This is a genomic window from Pseudomonas vanderleydeniana (assembly GCF_014268755.2).
Classification (GTDB): domain Bacteria; phylum Pseudomonadota; class Gammaproteobacteria; order Pseudomonadales; family Pseudomonadaceae; genus Aquipseudomonas; species Aquipseudomonas vanderleydeniana.
In genome coordinates, this window is record NZ_CP077093.1 from 5,982,822 (window position 1) to 6,009,611 (window position 26,790).

The window sequence follows — 26,790 nt, forward strand, 5'->3', positions numbered from 1 at the left end:
TCACCCCAGAGCCAGCCGTCCGCTGGCTACCAGGGTGGCGTGGCCGCCGATCTTCACCCGATCGCCCTCCAGTCGACAGAACAACTCACCGCCACGCGGCGAACACTGGTAGGCCGTCAAGCCGGTCTTGCCCAGGCGCCGGGCCCAGTAGGGAATCAGCGCACAATGGGTCGAACCGGTGACCGGATCTTCGTTGATCCCGATGGCCGGGGCAAAATAACGCGAGACAAAATCATGCCGTTCACCCGGCGCGGTGACGATCACTCCCGGCCAGGGTAGCCTGGCCACCGCCGCCCAATCGGGCGTGCAGTCACGCACCGCCTGCTCGGAGGCCAGCACCACGAACAGCTCGTTGGCGCCCAGCACATCGACCACCGGTGTACCCAGCGCCCGCTCGACCTCGAGGGTGACGCCAACTCCACTCGGCACCCGCACCGGGAAATCCAGCCACAACCGATCAGCCTCGCGACTGACACTCAGCGCACCGGACTTGCAGACGAACTCGAGCGTCTCCTGCTGTTCACCGTAGACCTCGAACAGCACGAAGGCACTGGCCAAGGTCGCATGGCCGCAAAGGGGCACTTCAGTGGTCGGGGTGAACCAGCGGATATGCCAGGCAGCGCCCTCGCGCACCAGGAAAGCGGTCTCCGCCAGATTGTGCTCCGCGGCGATTTTCTGCATCAACTCATCGGCCAGCCAGGCGTCGAGCCGATAGACCATCGCCGGGTTGCCACTGAAGGGCCGTTCGCTGAAGGCATCGACCTGGTGAAATTCAAGCTGCATGACGTCCTCTCTCCTTGTCCAAGAGCGCCAGTGTGCTCGTTCCCCAGTTTGCCGCCCAGTGACAGAACCGCTGAATTTACGCCATACAGACCCGTCAGGCGCGGCCGATGTCGGCGAACTTCGCCTGGGTGTGTTCCGCCAGCACCGCCGGTGCCAGCTCCACTTCCAGGCCACGGCGCCCGGCACTGACGAAGATCGTCGCGAACCCTTGCGCGCTCTGGTCGATGAAGGTGCGCAGGCGCTTCTTCTGCCCCAGCGGGCTGATGCCACCCAGCAGGTAGCCGGTCGCCCGCTGGGCGGCAGCCGGGTCGGCCATCTCGACCTTCTTCACCCCGGCGGCGTGGGCAAGAGCCTTCAGATCCAGACTTCCGACGACCGGTACCACCGCCACCAGCAATTCGGCCTTTTCACTGCTCGCCAGCAACGTCTTGAACACCTGGGCCGGCGCGAGCGCCAGCTTCTCCGCGGCCTCCAGGCCATAGGAAGCGGCTTTCGGATCATGTTCGTAACTGTGCACGTGGTGTTCGGCACGAACTTTTTTCAGCAAGTCCAAGGCAGGCGTCATGGTTATTCCTGGCAGACGGGTTGATAAGCGCGGATTTTAGGTCATCCCCGGATAAAAGGCTCTATCAGCGGCACGAAACCGTCTAGCTCAAGGTTCAAAAACGTCTACGAGCGACACCGCGCTAGCCGTATTCCTACAAACCAAAACACTTCATTCACTCAATCAATAGTCACATTGTGGATAATCGTTCACTTTCGACCTTTGACAGCAGTGTTTCTTGTCTATATTTTTTCGAATCTGAAGATCATAGTCCTAATCCAGCAGTACCCAGCGGTAAGTCGGCATCAGGGATGGGGATCCCCGAAAGCCGATGCAAGACCACGCCGGCCAGCGGGCCTGGCGCGACACAACAACAAAAATCGAGGTATCCAATGACTACCGCTTTGAAACAACCATCGCTATCGGGACAATGCATCGCCGAATTTCTCGGCACTGCGCTGCTGATTTTCTTCGGTACGGGCTGCGTTGCCGCGCTCAAGGTCGCGGGTGCCAGTTTTGGCCTGTGGGAGATCAGCATCATCTGGGGGGTCGGCGTGAGCATGGCGATCTACCTGACCGCCGGTGTTTCCGGTGCGCACCTCAACCCCGCCGTCAGCATTGCGCTGTGCCTGTTCGCCGACTTCGAAAAACGCAAACTGCCGTTCTACATCCTCGCCCAGGTCGCCGGTGCCTTCTGCGCCGCCGCGTTGGTTTACACGCTTTACAGCAACCTGTTCTTCGATTTCGAACAGGCGCATCACATGGTCCGTGGTTCGCAAGCCAGCCTGGAACTGGCATCGGTGTTCTCCACCTACCCGAATGCCGCACTGACCACCGCCCAGGCCTTCCTGGTCGAAGTGGTGATCACGGCCATCCTGATGGGTGTGATCATGTCTCTGACCGACGACAACAACGGCCTGCCCAACGGCCCGCTGGCCCCTCTGCTGATCGGTCTGCTGATCGCCGTGATCGGCAGTGCCATGGGCCCTCTGACCGGCTTCGCGATGAACCCGGCACGGGATTTCGGGCCCAAGCTGATGACCTTCGTTGCGGGCTGGGGTGAAATAGCCTTCACTGGCGGGCGCGACATTCCGTATTTCCTGATCCCGATCTTCGCACCGATTCTTGGCGCCAGCCTCGGCGCTGCACTGTATCGCGGGATGATCGCCCGCCATCTGCCCAGTACCACCGCCGTAGAGGAAGAGCCCGCGACCGCTGCCAAAAAGGTCCGCGCTTCCTGATTGACCGCACCATGCCAGACCCGGCGAGTCCCGTTTTCCCTGGACGGGCCCCCGCCGAAACATTTTTCCCTATACCAGTTCAAGGCAATCGAAAATGACCGACATTCAGAATAAGAACTACATCATTGCCCTCGATCAGGGTACGACCAGCTCCCGGGCAATCATCTTCGACCGCGACGCCAACGTGGTCTGCACCGCCCAGCGCGAATTCCAGCAACACTACCCACAAGCCGGCTGGGTCGAGCACGACCCAATGGAAATCTTCGCCACCCAGAGCGCGGTGATGGTCGAGGCCCTGGCACAAGCCGGCCTGCACCATGACCAGGTCGCGGCGATCGGTATCACCAACCAGCGCGAAACCACCGTGGTCTGGGACAAGACCACCGGCCGGCCGATCTACAACGCGATCGTCTGGCAATGCCGTCGCAGCACCGAGATCTGCCAGCAGCTCAAGCGCGACGGGCATGAAGAGTACATCCGTGAAACCACCGGCCTGGTCACCGACCCCTACTTCTCCGGCACCAAGCTGAAGTGGATTCTCGACAACGTCGAAGGCAGCCGCGAACGCGCGCGCAACGGCGAGCTGCTGTTCGGCACCGTCGACAGCTGGCTGATCTGGAAATTCACCGGCGGCAAGACCCACGTCACCGACTACACCAACGCCTCGCGCACCCTGCTCTTCAACATCCACACCCTGCAGTGGGATTCGAAGATGCTGGAAATCCTGGACATTCCCCGGGAAATGCTCCCGGAAGTGAAGTCGTCCTCGGAAATCTACGGTCGCACCAAGAGCGGCATCGCCATCGGCGGCATCGCCGGCGACCAGCAGGCCGCCCTGTTCGGCCAGATGTGCGTGGAACCGGGCCAGGCCAAGAACACCTACGGCACCGGCTGCTTCCTGCTGATGAACACCGGCACCAATGCGGTGAAGTCCAACCACGGCATGCTCACCACCATCGCCTGCGGCCCGCGCGGCGAAGTGGCCTATGCCCTGGAAGGCGCGGTGTTCAACGGTGGTTCCACCGTGCAGTGGCTGCGTGACGAGCTGAAAATCGTCAACGATGCCTACGACACCGAATACTTCGCCAACAAGGTCAAGGACAGCAACGGCGTCTACCTGGTGCCGGCCTTCACCGGCCTGGGCGCACCGTACTGGGACCCCTATGCCCGTGGCGCACTGTTCGGCCTGACCCGTGGCGTAAAGGTGGACCACATCATCCGTGCCGCGCTGGAATCGATCGCCTACCAGACCCGCGACGTGCTCGACGCCATGCAGCAGGACTCCGGCGAACGCCTCAAGGCCCTGCGCGTGGACGGTGGCGCCGTGGCCAACAACTTCCTGATGCAGTTCCAGGCCGACATCCTGGGCACCCAGGTCGAGCGCCCGCAAATGCGTGAGACCACCGCCCTCGGCGCCGCCTACCTGGCCGGCCTGGCCTGTGGTTTCTGGGGCAGCCTGGAAGAGCTGCGCGGCAAGGCGGTCATCGAGCGCGAGTTCGAACCGCAACTGGCCGAAGCCGAGAAGGAAAAACTCTACGGTGGCTGGAAAAAGGCCGTGAGCCGCACCCGTGACTGGGAACCGCACGAAGGCAGCAACTGAGACACATGAGCGGGGCTTGAAGGCCTTTTCGCGGGCAAGCCACGCTCCTACAGGTACGGCGTCGTACGCAACACGAACGTACAACACAATCCTGTAGGAGCGAGGCTTGCCCGCGAACCGCTTATCAGACGCCCCCGAACAATAGAGCCCACGCCAAACGACCGGCATCCGTCCGGTTTACGACCCGAGAATCGTTTCAGCGGCCCTGCAAGTGGCAGACCGGTTCTTCCTGCGGCATCATGGAGGAATTTGTACGGCAGCCCAAAGGACGCCCAATGAATCTGCCTCCCCGCCAGCAGCAAATCCTCGAACTGGTCCGCGAACGCGGCTACGTCAGCATCGAGGAAATGGCCCAGCTGTTCGTCGTGACCCCGCAAACCATCCGCCGCGACATCAACCAGTTGGCGGACTCCAACCTGTTGCGTCGCTACCACGGCGGAGCCGCCTACGACTCCAGCGTGGAAAACACCGCCTACGCCATGCGCGCCGACCAGATGCGCGACGAAAAACAGCGGATCGCCGAATCCATCGCCCGGCAGATCCCTGATCACGCCTCGCTGTTCATCAATATCGGCACCACCACCGAATCGATCGCACGCGCACTGCTCAATCACAATCACCTGAAGATCATCACCAACAACCTGCACGTGGCCTCGATCCTCAGCGCCAAGGACGACTTCGAGGTGCAACTGGCCGGCGGCAACGTCCGCCGCGACGGCGGCGTGGTGGGCCAGGCCAGCGTCGACTTCATCAATCAATTCAAGGTCGACTTCGCCCTGGTGGGCATCAGCGGCATCGACGAGGATGGCAGCCTGCTGGATTTCGACTACCAGGAAGTCCGGGTATCCCAGGCGATCATCGCCAATGCCCGCCAGGTCATCCTGGCCGCCGACTCGAGCAAGTTCGGACGCAACGCCATGGTACGCCTGGGACCGATCACCCTGATCGACTGCCTGGTGACCGACCAGGCACCGGTGCCGGCCCTGGCGCAGTTGCTCAACCAGCACAAGATCCGCCTGGACGTGGTCTGACCCGACTCCGGGGCCTCTCCATGGCCCCGCAGGAGCAGCGGTGCAGTGTCGCGACTGCCCGCCGCCACCCGCAGGGCCTTGCTCTCTCGCGCCCTGCAATGTTCGATAATTTTCCTTTCAGCCCATCCTGATGAATTTTTTCAATCGGGAGCCGGTGGCTGCGGGCGCGCTTATCGGCTAATATTTTCGAAAATGAACATAAATGTTCGAATTCAAATATAGCAACCGCCATGCGAGGCTCGCCGATGACTTCCACCACCTTGCCTGCACCACCCCTTGCCGAGATCTATGACATCGCCGTGATTGGCGGTGGCATCAATGGTGTCGGGATTGCCGCGGACGCAGCCGGTCGCGGCCTGTCGGTGTTCCTTTGCGAAAAGGATGATCTGGCCAGCCACACGTCGTCAGCCAGTAGCAAGCTGATCCATGGCGGCCTGCGCTACCTCGAACACTATGAGTTCCGCCTGGTACGTGAAGCCCTGGCCGAGCGTGAAGTGCTGCTGGCCAAGGCGCCGCACATCGTCAAGCCGATGCGTTTCGTCCTGCCGCATCGCCCGCACCTGCGCCCGGCCTGGATGATCCGCGCCGGCCTGTTCCTCTATGACCACCTGGGCAAACGCGAGAAACTCGCCGGTTCGCGCAGCCTCAAGTTCGGCGCCGATAGCGCACTCAAGGCAGAAATCTCCCGAGGCTTCGAATACTCCGACTGCTGGGTCGACGACGCCCGCCTGGTGGTACTCAATGCCATGGCCGCCCGGGAAAAGGGCGCGCATATCCACACCCGTACCCGTTGCACCAGCGCCCGTCGTACCAAGGGCTTGTGGCAACTGGAGATGGAGCGCGCCGATGGCGTGCGTTTCTCGATCCAGGCCAAGGCCCTGGTGAACGCGGCCGGCCCCTGGGTCGCCAAGTTCATCAAGGACGACCTGAAGCTGGATTCGCCCTACGGCATCCGCCTGATCCAGGGCAGCCACCTGATCGTGCCCCGACTGTACGAGGGTGAACACGCGCACATCCTGCAGAACGAGGACCAGCGTATCGTGTTCACCATTCCGTACCTGGAACGCTTCACGCTGATCGGCACCACCGACCGCGAGTACCAGGGCGACCCGGCCAAGGTGGCGATCACCGAGGCGGAAACCGATTACCTGCTCAAGGTGGTCAACGCGCACTTCAAGAAGCAGCTGGCCCGCAGCGATATCCTGCACAGCTACTCCGGTGTGCGCCCGCTGTGCAACGACGAGTCCGACAACCCGTCGGCGGTGACCCGCGACTACACCCTGGCGCTGTCGGCTACCGCCGGGGAGGCGCCGCTGTTGTCGGTGTTCGGCGGCAAGCTGACCACCTACCGCAAGCTGGCCGAATCGGCCATGGGCCAGCTGGCACCGTTCTTCACCCAGATGCGGCCGAGCTGGACCGCCAGCTCGACCCTGCCGGGCGGCGAAGACATGACCACGCCACAGGCCCTGGCCGAGGCAATCCGCAAGCGCTTGGACTGGGTACCAAGCGAAATCGCCCGGCGCTGGGCCAGCACCTACGGCAGCCGCACCTGGCGATTGCTGGAAGGCGTACAGACGCTGGCCGACCTCGGCGAACACCTCGGCGGCGGTCTCTACAGCCACGAAGTCGATTACCTGTGCCGCGAAGAATGGGCGACCAGCGCCCAGGACATCCTCTGGCGTCGCAGCAAGCTGGGGCTGTTCACCAGCCCTGAGCAACAACAGAACCTGCAAGGCTACCTCGACAAGCTCGAGCAGGCTCGCGGCAAGATCGAAGCGGCCTGACCCGGGGCGGCTGAGCACTTTTCCAACGGCGGGGACCGGTTTGCCGGCTCCCGCCCATCAGGCACCGCCGCCGCTGGGCAACTGCGCCCTCCCCCGACGCCCCCGCATCCTCCATTCGGTTTTCCGAACGACAACCCCGGCATCATTCGGCGAACCGGACGCCCAGCGCGCTCAAATTCGCCAAAATGAAATAAAAATCCCATATAAATCAATGGGAAGACTCAGCTCGCCAGGTATGGCACGAGTCCTGCTCTATACTCCACCACCGAATGCTCACTCAGCCCCCTGGGCCCCGCGAGCCGTTCGCAGTACCCGAGGGCCGAGTGAACGGCTCCATAAGAAAAACAATCTCGAGGAAATCATCCGATGCGCATCGTTCCCCATATCCTGGGCGCAGCAATCGCTGCCGCACTGATCAGCACTCCAGTTTCCGCTGCCGAACTGACCGGCACCCTGAAGAAGATCAAAGAGTCCGGGACCATCACCCTCGGGCATCGTGACAGTTCCATTCCGTTCTCCTACATCGCTGATGCATCCGGCAAGCCAGTGGGCTACTCCCACGACATCCAGCTGGCCATCGTCGAAGGCATCAAGAAAGACCTGAACCTGCCTGACCTGAAGGTCAAGTACAACCTGGTCACCTCCCAGACCCGTATCCCGCTGGTACAGAACGGCACCGTCGACGTCGAGTGTGGCTCCACCACCAACAACGCCGAGCGCGCCCAGCAGGTCGACTTCTCGGTCGGCATCTTCGAAATCGGTACCCGCCTGCTGTCGAAGAAGGATTCGACCTACAAGGACTTCGCCGACCTCAAGGGCAAGAACGTGGTGACCACCGCTGGCACCACCTCCGAGCGCATCCTCAAGGCGATGAACGCCGACAAGCAGATGGGCATGAACGTGATCTCCGCCAAGGACCACGGCGAGTCCTTCCAGATGCTCGAAGGCGGCCGTGCCGTCGCGTTCATGATGGACGACGCACTGCTGGCCGGCGAAATGGCCAAGGCCAAGAAACCGACCGACTGGGCCGTGACCGGTACGCCACAGTCCTACGAGATCTATGGCTGCATGGTCCGCAAGGACGACCCGGCCTTCAAAAAAGCCGTGGATGACGCCATCGTCGGCCTCTACAAGTCCGGCGAGATCAACAAGATCTACGACAAGTGGTTCACCCAGCCGATCCCGCCAAAAGGCCTGAACCTGAACTTCCCGATGAGCAAGGAGCTCAAGGCCCTGATCGAGAATCCGAACGACAAGCCAGCGCCTGACGCAAAGATCTGAGTCACGGCTAACCTTACTTCCCAGGGCCGCCAACGCGGTCCGGGAAGTCTGTTGAACACCTGCTGTACTGGCTTCTTCTGAATTGCATTGGAACAACACTCGGACCGCGAGCGGTACCGGTGTGCCCGACAGACACTGCCGGGCGGGGCGGAGTCCCGGGAAGCACGTGCTCGTACATCGATCGACCTGAGGGGAGACCCGAATGAATTACAACTGGGATTGGGGCGTGTTCTTCAAGACCACCGGCGTTGGCAGCGAGACCTATCTCGACTGGTTCATCGCCGGGCTGGGCTGGACCATCGCGATCTCCATCGTGGGCTGGATCATTGCATTGACCCTGGGTTCCATACTCGGCGTGATGCGCACCGTGCCCAACCGCCTGGTCGCCGGCATCGCGACCTGCTACGTGGAACTGTTCCGCAACGTCCCGCTGCTGGTGCAACTGTTCATCTGGTACTTCCTGGTACCCGACCTGCTGCCGCAGAACCTGCAGGACTGGTTCAAGCAGGACCTGAACCCAACCACCTCGGCCTACATCAGCGTGGTCATCTGCCTCGGCCTGTTCACCGCCGCCCGCGTCTGCGAGCAGGTACGCACCGGTATCCAGGCACTGCCCCGCGGCCAGGAATCGGCCGCCCGCGCCATGGGCTTCAAGCTGCCGCAGATCTACTGGAACGTGCTGCTGCCCCAGGCCTACCGGATCATCATTCCGCCGCTGACCTCGGAATTCCTGAACATCTTCAAGAACTCCTCCGTCGCCTCGCTGATCGGCCTGATGGAACTGCTCGCGCAGACCAAGCAGACCGCCGAGTTCTCCGCCAACCTGTTCGAAGCCTTCACCCTGGCGACGCTGATCTATTTCACCCTGAACATGAGCCTGATGCTGCTCATGCGCCTGGTCGAGAAGAAAGTCTCGGTGCCCGGCCTGATCTCCGTAGGGGGTAAATGATGGAATTCGATTTCAGCGACATCGTCCCGGCCATTCCCGGCCTGTGGAACGGCATGCTGATGACCCTGCAACTGATGGCCCTTGGCGTCGTCGGCGGGATCATCATCGGCACCGTCCTGGCCCTGATGCGCCTGTCCCACAACAAGCTGCTGTCGAGCATCGCCGGCGCCTACGTCAACTATTTCCGCTCGATTCCGCTGCTGCTGGTGATCACCTGGTTCTACCTGGCGGTCCCGTTCGTGCTGCGCTGGATCACCGGCGAAGACACGCCGATCGGCGCGTTCACCTCCTGCATCATCGCCTTCATGATGTTCGAGGCAGCGTACTTCTGTGAAATCGTCCGGGCCGGCGTGCAATCGATCCCCAAGGGCCAGATGGGTGCCGCCCAGGCGCTGGGCATGGGCTACGGCCAGACCATGCGTCTGATCATCCTGCCGCAGGCGTTCCGCAAGATGACCCCGCTGCTGCTGCAGCAAAGCATCATCCTGTTCCAGGACACCTCGCTGGTCTATACCGTGGGCCTGGTGGATTTCCTCAACTCCGCGCGCTCGAGCGGTGACATCGTCGGGCGCTCCAACGAGTTCCTGATCTTCGCCGGCCTGATCTACTTCATCATCAGCTTTGCCGCCTCGCAGCTGGTCAAGCGTCTGCAAAAAAGGTTTGCCATATGATCTCTATCAAGAACGTCAACAAGTGGTATGGCGACTTCCAGGTGCTGACCGATTGCAGCACCGAAGTCAAAAAGGGTGAAGTGGTGGTGGTCTGCGGCCCCTCGGGTTCGGGCAAGTCGACCCTGATCAAGTGCGTCAACGCCCTGGAACCGTTCCAGAAGGGCGACATCGTCGTCGATGGCACCTCGATCGCCGATCCGAAGACCGACCTGCCGAAACTGCGCTCGCGGGTGGGCATGGTGTTCCAGCACTTCGAACTGTTCCCGCACCTGACCATCACCGAAAACCTGACCATCGCGCAGATCAAGGTGCTGGGACGCAGCAAGGAAGAGGCGACCAAGAAAGGCCTGCAACTGCTCGACCGCGTCGGCCTGTCGGCCCATGCGCACAAGCACCCCGGCCAACTCTCCGGTGGCCAGCAGCAGCGCGTGGCGATCGCCCGGGCACTGGCGATGGACCCGATCGTCATGCTGTTCGACGAACCGACCTCGGCCCTCGACCCGGAAATGGTCAACGAAGTGCTCGACGTGATGGTCCAGCTGGCCCAGGAAGGCATGACCATGATGTGCGTGACCCACGAGATGGGCTTCGCCCGCAAGGTCGCCAGCCGCGTGATCTTCATGGACCAGGGCAAGATCATCGAGGACTGCAACAAGGAAGAGTTCTTCGGCGATATCAACGCCCGCTCCGACCGTGCACAGCACTTCCTCGAGAAGATCCTGCAGCACTGAGGCCCTGCTTCCTGCAGGAGCTGGATCGCGGGAGCAGGATGTGTGGGAGCAAGGCTGTGGGAGCAGGATTCACCGATGCGTCGGACCGCCGCGAAGGCGTCCTTGAAACCGCCAAAAGCTTCGCGGATAAATCCGGCTCCCACAGTCCCGCGCCCACAGGATCCGGCTCCCACGGTTTGCGATATGAGTCAAAGGCCGTTGGTTCCCACAACCCAATCAGCCCCAATGCGATCTGGTTGACCCAAGGCATCTGTGATGAAATGCGACCCCAATCTCTATCGTGCGACGCCGCCATCACTCGCCGTGAAACCCCGCCTGATCCGTCATCTCTTCCTGCCGCCGCTGATCATCCTGCTGATGATCGGCCTCGGCTATGCCGGCTACCGTATCAGCGAGCACTACGGCATCCGCACCCTCAGCGAAAACGGCGAGCGGGCGCTGGAGCTGCATGCGCGCACCGTCGAAAGCGAACTCAGCAAGTACACCTACCTGCCCAGCCTGCTGGAGCTTGAATCCAGCGTCTCGGATCTGCTGCGCGAGCCCGACGCCGGCCACCGCCAGACCGTCAACGAATACCTTGAGGGCCTCAACCGCCGCAGCCGCAGCCGGGCGATCTACGTGCTCGACACCACGGGCCGCGTGCTGGCCACCAGCAACTGGCGCGACAGCGACAGCTACCTGGGCGAGGACCTGTCGTTCCGCGCCTATTTCCAGGATGCCGTACGCGGCCAGCCCGGACGCTTCTACGGTATCGGCAGCACCCTCGGCGAGCCCGGCTACTACCTGGCCCACGGCCTGGAAGAGCAAGGCAAGATCATCGGCGTGGCAGTGATCAAGGTCCGTCTCGAAGCGCTGGAGGAACGCTGGCAGCGCGCCCGCCTGGAAGCCTTCGTCAGCGACGAGAACGGCATCATCATTCTCTCCAGTGACCCGAGCCGGCGCCTCAAGTCGGTCCGCCCGCTGACACCGGAGATCAAGGATCGCCTGGCGCGCAGCCTGCAATACTACTGGTGGCCGCTCAACGAACTGCAGCCGCTGGCCCGTGAGCGCCTCGGCGACGGCGTCGAGACCCTGACCTTCCCGGCCAACACGGAACTGGTCAAGGACGGCGACAACGTCAGCTACCTGGCCCAGACCCGACGACTGGCCGACACCCCGTGGGACTTCACCCTGCTCACTCCGCTGCAGGACCTGCGGCGCGAAGCCGCCAACCAGGGCATCCTGGTCGCGGTGGCCTTTGCCCTGGTGGCGTTTCTGCTGATCGCCTGGAACGAGCGACGCAAGGTGCTCGCCACCCGCCTGGCGGCACGCGAGGCCCTGCAGGAAGCCAACAGCCAGCTGGAGCGGCGCATCACCGAACGCACCACCGACCTGCGCGCCAGCAACGACCGGCTCAAGGACCAGATCCGCGAACGACGCCAGGCCGAGGAAACCCTGCGCCGGGCCCAGGACGAACTGGTCCAGGCTGGCAAGCTGGCCGCCATCGGCCAGATGTCCACCAGCATCGCCCACGAGCTGAACCAACCGCTGGCGGCCCTGCGCACCCTGTCCGGCAACACCATTCGGTTTCTCGAACGCGGCGAGCTGGAAGTCGCCAGCACCAATCTGCGGACCATCAACGACCTGATCGACCGCATGGGCCGCATCACCGCCAGCCTGCGGGCCTTCGCCCGCCGTGGCGACGACCAGGGCGAAGCCAACCTGGGCAAGTCGATCGATGCCGCCCTGCAGGTGCTGGGCAACCGTATCGAGGCCATGCACCTGGAAATTCATCGCGACCACGACGACGTCCAGCTGGCGATCGACCCGACCCGCCTGGAGCAGATCCTGGTCAACCTGTTCGGCAATGCTCTCGACGCCATGCAGGCCCAGCCGCTGCCGGAGCTCTGGCTGGAAGGCGATTTCGCCGACGGCAAGTATCGCCTGCAGGTACGCGACAACGGCCACGGTATCGGGCTGGAAGCACGCAAGCACCTGTTCGAGCCCTTCTTCACCACCAAGCCCGGCGCCCAGGGCCTGGGCCTGGGCCTGACGCTCTCGGCGAGCCTGGCGGCAGCCGCCGGCGGCAACCTGGGCGTGGAACACCCGAGCAGCGGCGGCACCGCCTTCGTCCTCCATTTACCGCGGGTCAACCCTGCCAAGATCGAACCGATATGAACAACGACCTGACCGTCCTGATCGTCGAGGACGATCCCCATGTGCTGCTCGGCTGCCAGCAGGCGCTGTCCCTGGAGGACATTCCCTGTGAAGGCGTCTCCAGTGCCGAGGCGGCCCTGGAGCGGATCGGCGACAACTTCCCCGGTATCGTCATCAGCGACATCCGCCTGCCCGGCATCGATGGCCTGGAACTGCTGACCCGCCTCAAGGCTCGTGACCGCAGCCTGCCGGTGGTGTTGATCACCGGCCATGGCGACATCTCCATGGCCGTCGAGGCCATGCGCAACGGCGCCTACGACTTCATGGAAAAACCCTTCTCCCCCGAACGCCTGGTCGAGGTCGCGCGCCGCGCCCTGGAACAACGCGGCCTGTCGCGGGAAGTCTGGTCGTTGCGCCGGCAACTGGCCGAGCGCGACAGCCTGGAGGGGCGGATCATCGGTCGCTCGCCAGCCATGCAGAACCTGCGGGAACTGATCGCCAACGTCGCCGACACCTCGGCCAACGTGTTGATCGAGGGCGAGACCGGTACCGGCAAGGAACTGGTCGCCCGCTGCCTGCATGACTTCAGCCGGCGCCAGTCGCAACAGTTCGTCGCCCTGAACTGCGGTGGCCTGCCGGAAAACCTTTTCGAGAGCGAGATCTTCGGCCACGAGGCCAATGCCTTCACCGGGGCCGGCAAGCGTCGGATCGGCAAGATCGAGCACGCCCATGGCGGCACACTGTTTCTCGACGAAGTGGAAAGCATGCCGATCCCGCTGCAGATCAAGCTGCTACGGGTCCTGCAGGAACGCACCCTGGAACGCCTGGGCTCGAACCAGAGCGTCGCGGTGGACTGCCGGGTGATCGCCGCGACCAAGTCCGACCTTGACGAGCTGGGCAAGGCCGGCGAGTTCCGCAGCGACCTCTACTACCGCCTGAACGTGGTGACATTGGAGCTGCCGCCCCTGCGCGAGCGACGGGAAGACATCCTGCAACTGTTCGAACACTTCCTGCAGCAATCGTCGCTGCGCTTCGATCGCGCCGCGCCGGAACTCGACAACCAGACCCTGTCGAGCCTGATGAGTCACGACTGGCCGGGTAACGTACGCGAGTTGCGCAACGTTGCCGAACGCTTCGCCCTCGGCCTGCCAGCCTTCAAGAAAACCGGTAACCAGAGCGCCAGTGGCCTGGGCTTCGCCGAAGCGGTCGAAGCCTTCGAACGCAACCTGCTCAACGACGCCCTGCAGCGCAGTGGCGGCAACCTGACCCAGGCCAGCCAGGAACTGGGCATGGCCAAGACCACCCTGTTCGACAAAGTGAAAAAATACGGTTTGAGCCACTGATATGGACCTGATCCTCAAGGCAGCCCTCGGCGCGGTGGTGGTACTGCTGCTCGCCGCCCTGTCGAAGACCCGCAACTACTACATCGCGGGGCTCGTCCCGCTGTTCCCGACCTTCGCCCTGATCGCCCACTACATCGTCGGCAAGGGCCGTTCGGTGGAAGACCTCAAGACCACCATCGTCTTCGGCATGTGGTCGATCATCCCGTACTTCATCTACCTGGCCGTGCTCTACGTGATGCTCGACCGGCTGCGCCTGGAGCTGTCCCTGGCGGTGGCGGTCCTGGCCTGGCTGATCGCCGCGACCGTGCTGGTCAGCCTGTGGCTGCGCCTGCACGGCTGATTCGCGAAGGCCCGAAACATCGCGAAATCCGTCGCCCACAAGCTATCGCCATGACCACAAAACCGTGGGAGACGGCCGGGCGGCGCTTCGCTTGCTGGCGATAGCGGTCGGCCAGGCGCTAATGAACTCGCTGGATGGCCGTCTTCGGCGGATCGCCAGCAAGCGGGCTCCTACAAGAGCGCTGCCAGGCCAGCCAGCTAGCTGGCCCGTCCTTTGCATTTCCCCGCCAAAGCCCGAACGGCCTGCCCTCCAGCCAGGGCGGGTCATCCGATGCACGGGCACTGCCAGGGAAACCCCGACGTTTTGAACATTTTAGATCTCGACCACAGCCTCACGGCCCAGGCGCCGATCCAGAACCTGCTCGACAGCGGGCGCGCCAAGCGCCTGGACCTGCTCGACCTCGGCCCGAAACTGCGCCTGTGGACCACCGAACGCCAGTACCGCCGCTTCACCGAACGCCTGCGCCAGCTCGTCGCGCCGACAGCCGGCAAGCCGCAGATCATCTTCGTCGGCTCCGGCGACTACCATCACCTGACCCCAGCGTTCCTCGGCAACCTGCCAGAACCGGTCAGCCTGATCCACTTCGACAACCATCCCGACTGGGTGCACCTGGCGCCACGCCGGCACTGCGGCTCGTGGGTCAACCGTGCGCTGAAGCTGCCGAACATCGAGCGAATCATCACCCTCGGCCCCTGCAGCGAAGACCTCGACACCCCGCAACTGCGCGGTGGCAACCTCGGCGCCCTGCGCCGTGGCGACCTCCAGCTGTTTCCCTGGCAGCACGCGCCGTCCAAGGTCTGGGGACGAATCGGCGATGGCGCCGGCCACCAGCAGCAGGAAAACCACCTGCACTGGCGCAACCTGGCCGATGAACACTGGCCGGACTTCCTTGAGCAACTGATCCAGGGCCTGCCCACCGAGGCGATCTGGATCACCATCGACAAGGACGTTCTGGCCAGCGAGGATGCCGCCACCAACTGGGACCAGGGCGGCATGCGCCTGACCCACCTGCTCGACGCCCTCCGCGCCCTGGCCGCGCGCAAGCGCGTGCTGGGCATCGATATCTGCGGCGAATTCGCCAAACCGGCCTTCAGCAACGCCTTCAAGCGCTGGGAAGCCAAGTCCGATCAACCGCCGGCCGAACGCTGGAGCGCTGCCGACCTGCAACGCAACGCGGCCACCAACCAGGCGTTGATCTCGCTGTTCGAGGAGCTGTTTCCGTGACCCTGACCGTTGTTTTGCTGGTGGCCTTCTCCATTGTCCTGGACGTGGTCGGCCAACTCTGTTTCAAGATCGGCCTGGACCGCCTGCCGGAACTCGAAGGCGGCTTTCGCCTGAACGCCTTCTGGGGCCAGGTGTTCAACGCGCCGCTGCTGTGGTGCGGGATCGGCGCCTATGCCGTGGAATTCCTGGTCTGGCTCGAAGCCCTGTCGCGGGCGCCCTTGAGCCTGCTGTTCCCGGCCGCCGCGCTAGGGTACTGCGGGGTGGTGCTGGCCGGCAAGGTGGTGCTGGGGGAAACCGTCAGCCGTCGCCGCTGGATGGGCACCCTGGTAATCACCCTGGGCGTCATGCTGGTCGCCATCGCTGGCAGTTGAGAATCGAGGGAACCTATTCATGAGCAATGCCAAACACATCGACTGGCTTCACGGCCGCCTCGGCACCATCGTCCTCTGGGCCCTGCTGATCCTCTTCGAAAGCGCCGGACAGATAGCTACCAAGGTCGGCGGCGACCAACTGGGCCAGGTGGATTTCAACCTGCAATGGCTGACCGCGGTGCTGGTCAACCCGGGCGTCTGGGTGGCGATCGCCTGCTATATCGGCGCATTTTTCGTGTGGATGCTGATCCTGCGGCGTAGCAGCCTGTCTCTCGCATTTCCGTTGAGTTCGCTGGTGTTCATCGCGGTGCTGCTCGGGTCATGGCTGGGGCTGGGTGAACAGATCAGCCTGCTGCACTGGCTTGGCGTGCTGGTGATCATCGGCGGGATCGCCCTGCTCGCCGAGGGCGAGGAAAACTGAGGTGTGGCGAGGGGGCTTGCCCCCGAAGAGAACCGACATGTGGTGAAGGGCTTGCCCCCGAAGAGAAGCGACATGTGGCGAGGGGGCTTGCCCCCGTTCGGCTGCGAAGCAGTCGTAGATCGCATGACGCGGGCTGTCTGACGGACTGGATTGCCAGGTTTTGGGGCCGCTTCGCGGCCCAACGGGGGCAAGCCCCCTCACCACAGGAACTGGTCGGCCCCACAGGAACAGATCCCACAAGATCGGACGAAGAGAACCGACATGTGGTGAAAGGCTTGCCCCCGAAGAGAACCGACATGTGGCGAGGGGGCTTGCCCCCGTTCGGCTGCGAAGCAGTCGTAGATCGCCTGATGCGCACTGTCTGACGGACTGGATTGCCAGGTTTTGGGGCCGCTTCGCGGCCCAACGGGGGCAAGCCCCCTCACCACAGGAACTGGTCGGCCCCACAGGAACAGATCCCACAAGATCGGACGAAGAGAACCGACATGTGGTGAAAGGCTTGCCCCCGAAGAGAACCGACATGTGGTGAAAGGCTTGTCCCCGAAGAGAACCGATATGTGATGAAGGGCTTGCCCCCGAAGAGAACCGGGATGTGGCGAGGGGGCTTGCCCCCGTTCGGCTGCGAAGCAGTCGTAGATCGCCTGATGCGGGCTGTCTGACGGACTGGATTGCCAGGTTTTGGGGCCGCTTCGCGGCCCAACGGGGGCAAGCCCCCTCACCACAGGAACTGGTCGGCCCCACAGGAACAGGTCCCACAGGATCGGACGAAGAGAACCGACATGTGGTGAAAGGCTTGCCCCCGAAGAGAACCGACATGTGGCGAGGGGGCTTGCCCCCGTTCGGCTGCGAAGCAGTCGTAGATCGCCTGATGCGCACTGTCTGACGGACTGGATTGCCAGGTTTTGGGGCCGCTTCGCGGCCCAACGGGGGCAAGCCCCCTCGCCACAGGAACTGGTCGGCCCCACAGGAACAGGTCCCACAGGGTCGGGCCTGAAAGACTACCTGTCGTGCTTCAGCAGAAAGCCCAGGCCATGGGACACCGGAATCACCTTGACCCCCGCCTCACGCTGCTGTTCCCGGATCTGCGCATGGAACGCCTTGACCTTGGTCCAGTGCATCTTCGGCCGATAGTGATGCTCGGCGTGGTAGCCGTTGTTCATCCAGATCACGTTATAAAGCTTGCTGTAGGAACTCACGCCCCAGGCGATCGGCAGGTCCGGGTTGCCGCCCAGGTGCTCGTAGTAGCCATTGAGCGAAGACAGTGATTGCCCCAGGTACCAGAACGGCAGCAGCACCAGCACGGCGTGCCAGTCGTAGGCTGCCAACGCCAGGTAGAAGGCCACGGTCAGGTAGATCTCGACCTTGACCCAGCGCGCATCCGCCGGATGCTTGCGCTTCATTTCCTCGTAGAAGGCCTTGGGGTCGTCGCGGAAGAAACTCAGGAAGGTGTAGGCCCAGACGTTATCCGGCTGCCCGTTCTTGCCATGCAGGTAGATCGACAGCGGATCGATGGTGGTCCCGTCCTCGCGCGGCAGGTCGGAGTTGCCGCGATGGTGGCGGTTGTGGATATCGCGGTACAGGGTCTGGGAGAAGCCGATGGTCAGCGACAGCAGCAGGTCGAAGCCGCGGTTCATCCAGTGCGGGGTGAAATAGGGGTTGTGGATCTGGTTGTGCGAGATGCTGTTGATGCTCCACGACAGGCTGACCGCATACAGCAGCGCCGTCGGGATGATCAGCCACCAGGAGTGCTCGTGAAAACCCAGCACCAGCCAGAGTACGAAGGAGAAATGCGCCAACGCCATGGCAATGGGCACCAGGTCCCAGAGCGAATAGGCCAACAGGCGATAAGCAGGACGAGCCATCTGAAAATTCCCGGACAGTGATTACCGGGCCGTCTATTGCAAACGGCAGACCAGTTTTGCCGATGCCGGAAAAACTGGCCGGACGCGGACCGGTCCATGGCCCCGGCCCGCGTCCGGCCAGTTTGTCAGAACTTGTAGCTGATCGCGGTCTGGACCTCGCCCTGGCTCTTGTCACCGCGCTCCCTGACGATGCTGCTGTCGGCGGCGTTACCGACCAGGCGAATCCAGCTGGCGCTGGTCATCAGCGACCAGTTGCCGCCCAGCGGGATCGCGAAGTTCTGGGTCAGGGTGAAGTTCTGCATGCCCCCGCCCGGCTTGTACTGCCCGATCCCCGAGGCCTGGGCCTCCTCGGCAGTGACGCCGAAGAAGGTCCGGGTCTGCCGGGCATCGGCGAAATGCGCGCTCAGGTTGCTGCTGCCGATGATGCCCATGCCCAGCGGATAGCCCAGCTCGCCACCGACCTTGCCGAGCAGGCCGCCCTGGCCGTTGCCACCGCCGACCGCACTGCCGAGCTGTACGAAGACCCGCCAGAAGTCGGCCGGCGAGTACTGCACGTAGCCGCCGATCTCGCCCATGTCCGGGACATTGCGCAGGCCACGCAGGTCACCGTCGGAGTTGCGCCCCGGCAGGTAGTTGATGAACGGGCCGGCAGTGAAACCATTGTCCTTGAAGGCATCCCAGGTCAGGCCATCGTCGCCGCTGAGGCTGACGTCCCCCCAATCCAGGTCAAGGTAGGGCACCGGCACGGTGTCATAACGACTGCCCGACGGATCGTGTGGCTGGTAGCCGATGCCCAGCCCGACCTGCCCGGTGAGCCCCTCCTCGGCCAGCGCACCGCTGCTCCAGCCGCCCAGGGCCAGCAGAGCGGCGAGCAGCAATGTGGGGGTAGACCTGGCCATGAATCGTTTCCTCGTTCTGAACATGCGCGCATCAATCACCAGAGCACTGATTGTAGGCAAGCACTGATGTTGTTTGTAGCAAGCTACAAATTTTGTAGCTCATTGTATCGCCTTTCACACAATCCTCGGCAAAACCCCGCAGATACAGGGGGCCGCGCCAGTTGGCACGCTCCATGCTCAAGAGCCCGACATGCGCAAGGTGCGCTCTTATTCAACAGGTAACTGCAGATGATGCACTGGCATATCGTGTGTGACTTCGACGGGACCATTTCCCGCACCGACGCGATCGACAACATCCTGGAACGCTTCGCCGACCCGAGCTGGGAAGCGATCGAGCAGGAGTGGCTGGACGGTCACATCGGTTCGCGTGAATGCCTCAGCCGCCAACTGGCCCTGGTCAAGGCAACACCGGCCGAATTGCTGGCCTACTTCGACACCATCGATATCGACCCGGCCTTCCCCGACTTCGTCGACCATGTGATGAGCCTGGGCGCGACCATCGAAGTGGTCAGCGACGGCATCGAGCAAGGCATCGCACGGATTCTGTCACGCAACTACGTGACCCTGCTACCGATCCTCGCCAACCGCCTGCGCCAGGTCGACCAGAACAGCTGGCGCATCGACTTCCCGTATGCCAGCGACGCCTGCCGCGCCGCCTCCGGCAACTGCAAGTGCAAGTCCACGCCCAAGGGCAAGCGCGTGCTGGTGATCGGTGACGGCCAATCGGACATGTGCGTGGCCGGCACCGCCGACTTCGTGTTCGCCAAGGGCCGCCTGGCCGAGCACTGCGAGCGCAACGGCATCCCGTATGCACGTTTCGACTCGTTCTCCGAACTTCCGGCATTGCTGGCCCTGCTGCCAAGCAGCGAAGCCGCCAACGCCACCACTTTCGCGCTCGACAGCGCCGAAAACTCTTCACAAACTCAGGAACTCTTCCACCATGTCTGAGATTCGCATCGCTACCGCCGAAGACCAGGTGCTTCTGGATAAAGAAGCCAAGTACTGCTCCTACGGCGATACCGTCCACTACATCGAGCCACCACGCATTTTCAGCCGCTGCGAAGGCTCCTACGTCTGGGACACCGAAGACCAGGCCTACCTCGACCTGCAGATGTGGTACTCGGCCGTGAACTTCGGCTACGCCAACCCACGCCTGAACAACGCCCTGAAGCAGCAGATCGATACCCTGCCGCAGATCGCCAGCCAGTACCTGCACAAGGGCAAGATCGAGCTGTCGGAAATGATCGCGGTCGACGCCAAGAAGAAATTCGGCCTCGACGGTCGCGTGCACTTCAACGTCGGCGGTTCGCAGTCGGTCGAAGACTCCCTGAAAGTCGTGCGTAACGCCAGCAATGGCAAGAGCCTGATGTTCGCCTTCGAAGGCGGCTACCACGGCCGTACCCTGGGCGCGTCCTCGATCACCTCGAGCTACCGCTACCGTCGTCGCTACGGCCACTTCGGCGAGCGCGCGCAGTTCATTCCGTTCCCGTACCACTTCCGTGGCCCGAAAGGCATGACCAAGGAAGAATACGGCAGCGAGTGCGTCAAGCAGTTCGCCCGCCTGTTCGAAACCGAATACAACGGTGTGTGGGACCCTAAAGTCGGCGCCAGCGAATACGCCGCGTTCTACGCCGAGCCGATCCAGGGCACCGGTGGCTACGTGATCCCGCCGATGAACTTCTACCGCGAGCTGAAGCAGGTCCTCGACCAGCACGGCATCCTGCTGGTGGTCGACGAAATCCAGATGGGCTTCTACCGTACCGGCAAGCTGTGGTCGATCGAGCACTTCGACGTGCAGCCGGACGTGATCGTCTTCGGCAAGGCGCTGACCAACGGCCTGAACCCACTGGGCGGTATCTGGGCTCGTGAAGAGCTGATCAACCCGACCGTGTTCCCGCCAGGATCGACCCACTCCACCTTCGCCTCCAACCCACTGGGTACGGCGGTAGGCCTGGAAATGTTCAAGATGACCAGCGAAATCGACTACGGTGCGATGGTCATGGCCAAGGGCAAGTACTTCCTCGAAGGCCTGCAGGACCTGCAGAAGCGCTTCCCGATCATCGGCGACGTCGACGGCCTGGGCCTGGCCCTGCGCTGCGAAATCTGCGGTCCGGACGGTTTCACCCCGGACAAGGCCACCCTGGACTTCATGGTCGAGGAAGGCATGAAGGGCGACATGATCGTCGACGGCCGCAAGCTGGGCCTGGTGCTGGACGTGGGCGGTTACTACAAGAACGTGATCACCCTGGCGCCTTCGCTGGAAATCACCTACGAAGAAATCGACCTGGGTCTCAAGCTGCTCGAGCAGCTGCTGAACCGGGCCATGAAGCGGTGAACATGGCAACGATCGATCTGGGCGAAGGCGATGCCGGCTTCGTCCTCGGCGACGGTCCGGTCGGGGTCTTGCTGATCCACGGCCTGACCGGCACGCCGACGGAGCTGCGCAAGGTTGCCCAGGGTCTGGCCAAGGACGGTACGTGCACCGTGTACGTACCGACCTTGCCCGGTCATTGCGGTGGCAATGCCGACCTGCAGGCGACCGGCTGGCAGGACTGGTACGAAGGCGTACGCAAGACCTTCGTCGGCGTGAAGCAGCATCACGAGCAGGTGTTCGTCGGCGGCCTGTCCATGGGCGCGGTCATGTCCATGTACGTGGCCTCCGAGTTCCCCGGCCAGGTCGCCGGGTTGTTGATGTACTCGACGACCCTGCGCTATGACGGCTGGAGCATCAACAAGCTGGCGTTCCTGACGCCGCTGCTGATGAAGATTCCGTTCGGCGTGCATATCTGTCGGTTCGAAGAGAAGCCGCCGTACGGCATCAAGAACGAGCGCCTGCGAGCGATCGTCGAGCGCCAGATGAAGGCCGGCCAGAGCAGCGATGCCGGGCTTCTGACCATGGAAGGCATCACGGTGCGCGAGCTGCACCGGATGAATGCCGTGGTCATGCGCCGCATGCCGTCGATCAAGACCCCGGCGCTGGTGATCCACTCCGTCGAGGACGACATCACCAGCCCGTGGAACGCCAACTATGTCGAGAAGCACCTGGGTGGCCCGGTCACCAAGGTGATGCTCGACAACTGCTACCACATGATCACCGTCGACCTGCAGTACCGCGAAGTGATCGAGTTGAGTGCCGATTTCATCGAGCGCCTGAGTGGCGTCGCGAGCGTACGCGAAGACTACCGGCAACTGGCCTAAGGACAGACCACGTGATTACCGCCCAAGCCTTCTCCAGCATCGAGGCGATTGACAGCGCAGCCTGGAACGACTGTTTCCCGGGTGCGCTGGAAAATTGGGAGTATTACCTGGCCGTGGAAAAGGCCGGCATCGACGACTTCGAATGGCGCTACCTGGCGCTGTTCGAAGACGACCGCCTGCTGGCCGTTGCGCCTGCCTTCATCACCCGCTACAAGCTCGACACCACGGTGCAGGGCGTGGCCAAGCGCGTGACCGGCTGGGTCAACCGGGTGATTCCGGGCCTGCTGGAACTGGGCCTCTACGCCATCGGCTCGCCGGTAGCGGAGCAGTGCCATGCCGGGATCGCCAGCCATGTGCCCGCGCAGCGCCGCCAGGCCCTGCTCGAGCGCCTGCTGCTGCTGGCCCGGGAAGACGCTGCCAGCCTGAAAATCAGCCTCACGGCGGTCAAGGACGCCCCCAGTGCCGACAACGACTGGAACACCGGCTGCAAGGCGGCCGGCTTCCAGCAGTTGCCGAGCCTGCCGGGCTCGACGCTGCCGGTTCCATTCGGCTCGATCGACGCCTACCTCGGCTCCCTGGGCAAATCCACCCGCAAGGACCTGCGGCGCAAGCTGCGCGCGCCCGGCCCGCGGATCGAGTGGCGACGCAACATCGACGATGTACTGCCACAGGTCATGCGCCTGTACGAGTCGACCCTGGCTCGCAGCGAAACCCAGTTCGAACGCCTGCCGGCCGATTATTTCACCGGCGTGCTGCAGCACCTGGAGGAACGCGCCGCCTGCGTCCTCTACTGGATCGACGAGCGGCTGGTCGCGTTCAACCTGATTCTGCTGGACAAGGAACGGCTGATCGATAAATTTTTCGGTCACGACCTGAACGAAACCCGTCAACACAACCTCTATTTCCGCAGCTGGCTGGCCAATGTCGAGTACTGTATCGAGCAGGGGATCGCCCTGTACGAGTGCGGGCAGGCCGGCTATGCGAGCAAGATCCGCCTGGGCTGCACCTTCCAGGGCAACAACCTGTTCTTTCACCATCGAAACTGGCTGGTCAACAACGTCCTGAAACTGGTCAAGTTGGTTGTCCGCCCGGATCGATTCGACCCCGCCATGGCTGCTGCGATAAACGAAACCTGATGAACTCCATTCCAGAACGCCGCCGAAAACGCCGCCCCTTCTCGATCTCGCGCTGGAGCGTGCAGCGTAAACTCTTGCTGGCGTTCTGGCTGGTCAGCGTCGTGCCGACCATGATCGCCGCCGAGCTGGCGGCGACCACCCTGTCGCAGATCTTCGACAGCAACGTGCGCATCTGGCTTCAGGAATCGACCAAGATCGTCAAGGACGAAATCAGCGAAATCCAGCGCGACAACGCGCGGGTCGCGCAGCTGTTCCTGCTCTACACCCGTCCGCCGACCTCGCGCCAGGCGGCCAAGCACGACAAGCTCACCGCCGACATCGCCGACGCCATGGGCATCGACGTGGTCGCACTGGTCCGCACCCAGGACCACAAGGTGGTGTTCAGCACCGCCTCCGAAGACATCGTCGAGCAGATCAACACCGCGCCCAATGCCGTCCTGCAGACCATCAAGGTCGCGGGCGTACCGACCGGCGTGGTGGTCTCGACGTTCCAGACCACCCAGGAGGGTGTCGACTACCAACTGCTGATCGGGACCTACCTGGACAGCAGCTTCCTCAACAGCGTGGCCGACGTGCACTCCCTCGACCTGCGCCTGTACCTGGCGAACTCCAAGGGTTTTGCCGAAATCTTCTCGACCCAGCGCTTCGAGGATCACCCGCTGCAGATCCCGACGAAAATCGAGAAGACCCTGCGTGACACCCGCCTGCCCAGCGAGTTGTTCACCAGCCGCTACAGTGGGCTGTACTGGCCGATCTTCAACGACACCGGCGAACTGCAGGGCGTGATTTTCAGCGGCCTGCTGCGCCACAGCAGCCTGGTCGGGCTGGTCAACCAGAGCAACCTGTTCATCCTGATCTTCCTGGTTGGCTCGGCCCTTTCGCTCAGCGTCGGCTGGCTGGTCTCGCAACGCCTGACCCTGCCGCTGCGCGGATTGGCCGAGGGCGTCGGGGCGGTCATCTCGGGCCACTACAACAAACGCATTCCGGTGATCGGCAGCGACGAACTGGCCGAGCTCAGCCACACCTTCAACCACATGACCGAACGCCTGGGCGAGTTGCATCACCTGGAGGCCCAGTTGCGTCGGCGCGACCGCCTGCACGCACTGGGTGAAGTCGCCATGGGCCTGGCCCACGAAATCCGCAACCCGCTGGGCATCATCAAGACCGCAACCCAGTTGCTGCACCGCCGGGCCAACCTGCCGGACAACGACAAGCGCCATCTGGAATACGTGATCAGCGAAGTGTCGCGGATCAACGACCTGATCACCGAGTTCCTCGACTTCGCCAAGCCCAGCGCACCCATTCGGGCGATCCAGCCAGCCCGTGCACTGGCCGAGGAGATTCTCGGCTTCTGCGCACCGGAGCTGGCCACCCACAACATCGACGCGCGAATCGACGACCAGGCGCCCGGGGCCACCCTGTACGCCGATGCCGGCCAGCTGAAACAGGCCTGCCTGAACCTGATCCTCAACGCCATCGACGCCATGCCCAATGGCGGCCGGCTGACCCTGGGCATCGCCAAGGACCACGAGGACACCGTCATCAGCGTCACCGACACCGGCCAGGGAATCGAGCCGGACATGATCGAACGGATCTTCACGCCATTCGTCACCACCAAGGCCTCGGGCACCGGCCTGGGCCTGGCCAAGGTTTTCTCGATCATGGAAAACCATGACGGGCGGATCGAGTGCAGCAGCGAGAAAGATGCAGGCGCGAGCTTCAAGTTGTACATTCCGGCCCATGGCGAAAACCTGGACGCCGGGGATGACGAGGAAGAAGACGATGACGCATAAGGTCCTGGTGGTCGATGACGAACCCAAGCTGTGCGACCTGCTCAGTTCGGCCCTGAGCCAGAACGATATCCAGGTGTTCACCGCCGGCAACGGCCTGCAGGCCCTGGTGGTGCTGGACCAGGAGGAAATCGACCTGGTCATCAGCGACTGGCGCATGCCCGGCATGGACGGCCCGCAACTGCTGGCCGAGATCAAGTCGCGTTTCCCGCAGTTGCCGGTGATCGTGATGACTGCGTACAGCACGGTGAAAAACGCCGTGCAGTCGATGCGCAATGGCGCCTTCGACTACATCGCCAAACCTTTCGACATCGACGAGCTGGACATCACCGTCAGCAAGGCCCTGCAATTTCGCGACATCCTGCGCGACAACGCGCGCATGCGCGCCGAGCTCGACGAGCACCAGCAGATCGACAGCCTGGTCGGCGACAGCCCGACCTTTCGCCGGGTGCTGCAGGCCGTCGACTCGGTGCGTGACAGCAATGCCACCATCCTGCTGACCGGCGAGAGCGGCACCGGCAAGGAAATGGTCGCGCGGGCGATCCACAAGCACGGCAACCGCGCCGACAAGCCCTTCGTCGCGGTCAACTGCGCAGCGATCCCCGAGGGCCTGCTGGAAAGCGAGATGTTTGGCCACCGCAAGGGCGCCTTCACCGGCGCCGTGTCGGATCGGGTCGGGCGCTTCATGCAGGCGGACAAGGGCACCTTGTTCCTCGATGAAGTGGGCGACATGCCGCTGGCCCTGCAGGCGAAGATCCTGCGCGCCTTGCAGGAACGCGTGATCGAGCCGGTGGGCGACCCGCGCGAACGCAAGGTCGACGTGCGGGTGATTGCCGCGACCAACAAGAATCTGCTCGAAGCGGTGGCGAACAAGGAGTTTCGCGAAGACTTGTACTACCGCCTGAACGTCTTCCCGATCCCCCTGCCCGCCCTGCGCGAGCGGGTCGAGGACATCGCCCCGCTGGCCCGGCATTTCGCCCACGCCCTGGGCGCCAGCGCCGGCAAGCGCATCACCGGTTTCAGCCCGCAGGCGCTGCAGGCGATGGCCAACTACAGCTGGCCGGGCAACATCCGTGAACTGCAGAACTGCGTCGAACGGGCGACCATCGTCGCCGCGAACCCGGAGATCGAGGAAAGCGACCTGCCGGCCTACCTGTTCACCCCGCCGTCGGCGGAGCCGGGCGATCCGGCCGTGGCGCTGAACGCCGGCCCGGCGATTCCCAAGGACCTCGACGCGGCACTGGCGGAAGTGGAAAAGGGCTACATCCTGGCGGCCTTGCACGAGGCCAACGGGGTCCAGGCCGCCGCGGCGCAGATGATCGGCATTTCCGAGCGCAGCTTCTGGTATCGCCTGAAGAAACTGGCGATCCAGGTGGAAAAAATCATCCGCTGAGAGCCTCTGGCATCTTATGCACACTGATCTTGTAGGAGCCGGCTCCATGGGGGCCTTTCTGA

Annotated in this window: 24 protein-coding genes; 20 read left to right on the top strand and 4 right to left on the bottom strand. The window is 63.1% G+C overall.

Going from position 1 to position 26,790, the window contains the following annotated elements; all coding sequences use genetic code 11:
- Together HU752_RS26925 and ybaK are read right to left on the bottom strand one after the other, a co-directional pair.
- Positions 1 to 783: a PhzF family phenazine biosynthesis protein gene (locus tag HU752_RS26925; RefSeq protein WP_186688131.1), complete on the bottom strand. Its 783-nt coding sequence runs from the start codon at positions 781 to 783 to the stop codon at positions 1 to 3.
- A gap of 94 nt (positions 784 to 877) precedes the next feature.
- Positions 878 to 1,348: a Cys-tRNA(Pro) deacylase gene (gene ybaK / locus HU752_RS26930; RefSeq protein ID WP_186688136.1), complete on the bottom strand. Its 471-nt coding sequence runs from the start codon at positions 1,346 to 1,348 to the stop codon at positions 878 to 880.
- Between the two features lie 371 nt (positions 1,349 to 1,719).
- On the opposite strand from ybaK, the gene HU752_RS26935 reads away from it, so the two are divergent.
- The 14 genes from HU752_RS26935 (at position 1,720) to HU752_RS27000 (ending at position 16,450) form a co-directional block, all read left to right on the top strand.
- A complete protein-coding gene (locus HU752_RS26935) occupies positions 1,720 to 2,568 on the top strand; it encodes an MIP/aquaporin family protein (protein ID WP_186688137.1) in 849 nt (282 codons plus the stop codon).
- A gap of 94 nt (positions 2,569 to 2,662) precedes the next feature.
- The gene (gene glpK, locus HU752_RS26940; protein ID WP_186688140.1) at positions 2,663 to 4,168 is read left to right on the top strand and encodes a glycerol kinase GlpK; all 1,506 of its coding nucleotides are present in this window, start codon (positions 2,663 to 2,665) and stop codon (positions 4,166 to 4,168) included.
- A 275-nt stretch (positions 4,169 to 4,443) separates the two neighbouring features.
- The gene (locus HU752_RS26945) at positions 4,444 to 5,199 is read left to right on the top strand and encodes a DeoR/GlpR family transcriptional regulator (protein WP_054057471.1); all 756 of its coding nucleotides are present in this window, start codon (positions 4,444 to 4,446) and stop codon (positions 5,197 to 5,199) included.
- Between the two features lie 245 nt (positions 5,200 to 5,444).
- Positions 5,445 to 6,983 (top strand): glycerol-3-phosphate dehydrogenase, encoded by a 1,539-nt coding sequence (gene glpD / locus HU752_RS26950; RefSeq protein ID WP_186688142.1) that lies wholly within the window; start codon positions 5,445 to 5,447, stop codon positions 6,981 to 6,983.
- Between the two features lie 366 nt (positions 6,984 to 7,349).
- Complete coding sequence (locus HU752_RS26955; protein ID WP_186688144.1) at positions 7,350 to 8,264, top strand: glutamate/aspartate ABC transporter substrate-binding protein; 915 nt, start codon at positions 7,350 to 7,352, stop codon at positions 8,262 to 8,264.
- 202 nt (positions 8,265 to 8,466) lie between these two features.
- Positions 8,467 to 9,213: an amino acid ABC transporter permease gene (locus HU752_RS26960; protein WP_186688145.1), complete on the top strand. Its 747-nt coding sequence runs from the start codon at positions 8,467 to 8,469 to the stop codon at positions 9,211 to 9,213.
- The gene (locus tag HU752_RS26965) at positions 9,213 to 9,884 is read left to right on the top strand and encodes an amino acid ABC transporter permease (protein WP_186688155.1); all 672 of its coding nucleotides are present in this window, start codon (positions 9,213 to 9,215) and stop codon (positions 9,882 to 9,884) included. Before HU752_RS26960 ends, HU752_RS26965 begins: the two co-directional genes overlap by 1 nt.
- Complete coding sequence (locus HU752_RS26970) at positions 9,881 to 10,615, top strand: amino acid ABC transporter ATP-binding protein (RefSeq protein WP_090205434.1); 735 nt, start codon at positions 9,881 to 9,883, stop codon at positions 10,613 to 10,615. Before HU752_RS26965 ends, HU752_RS26970 begins: the two co-directional genes overlap by 4 nt.
- Positions 10,616 to 10,870: 255 nt before the next feature.
- Positions 10,871 to 12,772, top strand: coding sequence for a two-component sensor histidine kinase AauS (gene aauS, locus HU752_RS26975; RefSeq protein ID WP_186688147.1), 1,902 nt, complete (start codon positions 10,871 to 10,873; stop codon positions 12,770 to 12,772).
- A gap of 44 nt (positions 12,773 to 12,816) precedes the next feature.
- On the top strand, positions 12,817 to 14,094 hold the full coding sequence (aauR, locus tag HU752_RS26980; RefSeq protein ID WP_264084009.1) for a two-component response regulator AauR: 1,278 nt from the start codon (positions 12,817 to 12,819) through the stop codon (positions 14,092 to 14,094).
- A 10-nt stretch (positions 14,095 to 14,104) separates the two neighbouring features.
- Entirely contained in the window at positions 14,105 to 14,434 is a 330-nt protein-coding gene (locus HU752_RS26985) for a GlpM family protein (RefSeq protein ID WP_186688157.1), read from the top strand.
- Positions 14,435 to 14,737: 303 nt separating this feature from the next.
- Complete coding sequence (locus HU752_RS26990) at positions 14,738 to 15,658, top strand: arginase family protein (RefSeq protein ID WP_186688152.1); 921 nt, start codon at positions 14,738 to 14,740, stop codon at positions 15,656 to 15,658.
- Complete coding sequence (locus HU752_RS26995; protein ID WP_054061669.1) at positions 15,655 to 16,029, top strand: DMT family transporter; 375 nt, start codon at positions 15,655 to 15,657, stop codon at positions 16,027 to 16,029. The genes HU752_RS26990 and HU752_RS26995 overlap by 4 nt, the downstream gene beginning before the upstream one ends.
- A 19-nt stretch (positions 16,030 to 16,048) precedes the next feature.
- Positions 16,049 to 16,450, top strand: a complete 402-nt coding sequence (locus HU752_RS27000; RefSeq protein ID WP_017902737.1) for a DMT family transporter — start codon at positions 16,049 to 16,051, stop codon at positions 16,448 to 16,450.
- A 998-nt stretch (positions 16,451 to 17,448) separates the two neighbouring features.
- On the opposite strand, the gene HU752_RS27005 is transcribed toward HU752_RS27000, so the two are convergent.
- Both HU752_RS27005 and HU752_RS27010 read right to left on the bottom strand, forming a co-directional pair.
- On the bottom strand, positions 17,449 to 18,312 hold the full coding sequence (locus HU752_RS27005) for a fatty acid desaturase family protein (RefSeq protein ID WP_186678100.1): 864 nt from the start codon (positions 18,310 to 18,312) through the stop codon (positions 17,449 to 17,451).
- 125 nt (positions 18,313 to 18,437) lie between these two features.
- Positions 18,438 to 19,211 carry a MipA/OmpV family protein gene (locus HU752_RS27010; protein ID WP_186678103.1) on the bottom strand — a complete coding sequence of 258 codons (774 nt, stop codon included), beginning with the start codon at positions 19,209 to 19,211 and terminating at the stop codon, positions 18,438 to 18,440.
- Between the two features lie 228 nt (positions 19,212 to 19,439).
- On the opposite strand from HU752_RS27010, the gene HU752_RS27015 reads away from it, so the two are divergent.
- The 6 genes from HU752_RS27015 to HU752_RS27040 are packed head-to-tail and all read left to right on the top strand — an operon-like array spanning position 19,440 to position 26,728.
- Complete coding sequence (locus HU752_RS27015; RefSeq protein ID WP_186678113.1) at positions 19,440 to 20,159, top strand: MtnX-like HAD-IB family phosphatase; 720 nt, start codon at positions 19,440 to 19,442, stop codon at positions 20,157 to 20,159.
- Complete coding sequence (locus HU752_RS27020; protein WP_186678115.1) at positions 20,152 to 21,546, top strand: aspartate aminotransferase family protein; 1,395 nt, start codon at positions 20,152 to 20,154, stop codon at positions 21,544 to 21,546. Before HU752_RS27015 ends, HU752_RS27020 begins: the two co-directional genes overlap by 8 nt.
- Complete coding sequence (locus HU752_RS27025) at positions 21,543 to 22,409, top strand: alpha/beta hydrolase (protein WP_186678117.1); 867 nt, start codon at positions 21,543 to 21,545, stop codon at positions 22,407 to 22,409. The genes HU752_RS27020 and HU752_RS27025 overlap by 4 nt, the downstream gene beginning before the upstream one ends.
- An 11-nt stretch (positions 22,410 to 22,420) precedes the next feature.
- Positions 22,421 to 23,545, top strand: coding sequence for a GNAT family N-acetyltransferase (locus tag HU752_RS27030; RefSeq protein WP_186678119.1), 1,125 nt, complete (start codon positions 22,421 to 22,423; stop codon positions 23,543 to 23,545).
- Entirely contained in the window at positions 23,545 to 25,338 is a 1,794-nt protein-coding gene (locus HU752_RS27035; RefSeq protein WP_186678121.1) for a sensor histidine kinase, read from the top strand. Before HU752_RS27030 ends, HU752_RS27035 begins: the two co-directional genes overlap by 1 nt.
- A complete protein-coding gene (locus HU752_RS27040; protein ID WP_186678123.1) occupies positions 25,328 to 26,728 on the top strand; it encodes a sigma-54-dependent transcriptional regulator in 1,401 nt (466 codons plus the stop codon). The genes HU752_RS27035 and HU752_RS27040 overlap by 11 nt, the downstream gene beginning before the upstream one ends.
- Positions 26,729 to 26,790: the final 62 nt, after the last annotated feature.

Bases quoted from the DNA above. Each gene is read 5' to 3' on its own strand.
- HU752_RS26925 (WP_186688131.1), bottom strand. From the start codon at position 783: ATGCAGCTTGAATTTCACCAGGTCGATGCCTTCAGCGAACGGCCCTTC.
- ybaK (WP_186688136.1), bottom strand. From the start codon at position 1,348: ATGACGCCTGCCTTGGACTTGCTGAAAAAAGTTCGTGCCGAACACCAC.
- HU752_RS26935 (WP_186688137.1), top strand. From the start codon at position 1,720: ATGACTACCGCTTTGAAACAACCATCGCTATCGGGACAATGCATCGCC.
- glpK (WP_186688140.1), top strand. From the start codon at position 2,663: ATGACCGACATTCAGAATAAGAACTACATCATTGCCCTCGATCAGGGT.
- HU752_RS26945 (WP_054057471.1), top strand. From the start codon at position 4,444: ATGAATCTGCCTCCCCGCCAGCAGCAAATCCTCGAACTGGTCCGCGAA.
- glpD (WP_186688142.1), top strand. From the start codon at position 5,445: ATGACTTCCACCACCTTGCCTGCACCACCCCTTGCCGAGATCTATGAC.
- HU752_RS26955 (WP_186688144.1), top strand. From the start codon at position 7,350: ATGCGCATCGTTCCCCATATCCTGGGCGCAGCAATCGCTGCCGCACTG.
- HU752_RS26960 (WP_186688145.1), top strand. From the start codon at position 8,467: ATGAATTACAACTGGGATTGGGGCGTGTTCTTCAAGACCACCGGCGTT.
- HU752_RS26965 (WP_186688155.1), top strand. From the start codon at position 9,213: ATGGAATTCGATTTCAGCGACATCGTCCCGGCCATTCCCGGCCTGTGG.
- HU752_RS26970 (WP_090205434.1), top strand. From the start codon at position 9,881: ATGATCTCTATCAAGAACGTCAACAAGTGGTATGGCGACTTCCAGGTG.
- aauS (WP_186688147.1), top strand. From the start codon at position 10,871: ATGAAATGCGACCCCAATCTCTATCGTGCGACGCCGCCATCACTCGCC.
- HU752_RS27000 (WP_017902737.1), top strand. From the start codon at position 16,049: ATGAGCAATGCCAAACACATCGACTGGCTTCACGGCCGCCTCGGCACC.
- HU752_RS27005 (WP_186678100.1), bottom strand. From the start codon at position 18,312: ATGGCTCGTCCTGCTTATCGCCTGTTGGCCTATTCGCTCTGGGACCTG.
- HU752_RS27010 (WP_186678103.1), bottom strand. From the start codon at position 19,211: ATGGCCAGGTCTACCCCCACATTGCTGCTCGCCGCTCTGCTGGCCCTG.
- HU752_RS27015 (WP_186678113.1), top strand. From the start codon at position 19,440: ATGATGCACTGGCATATCGTGTGTGACTTCGACGGGACCATTTCCCGC.
- HU752_RS27020 (WP_186678115.1), top strand. From the start codon at position 20,152: ATGTCTGAGATTCGCATCGCTACCGCCGAAGACCAGGTGCTTCTGGAT.
- HU752_RS27035 (WP_186678121.1), top strand. From the start codon at position 23,545: ATGAACTCCATTCCAGAACGCCGCCGAAAACGCCGCCCCTTCTCGATC.
- HU752_RS27040 (WP_186678123.1), top strand. From the start codon at position 25,328: ATGACGCATAAGGTCCTGGTGGTCGATGACGAACCCAAGCTGTGCGAC.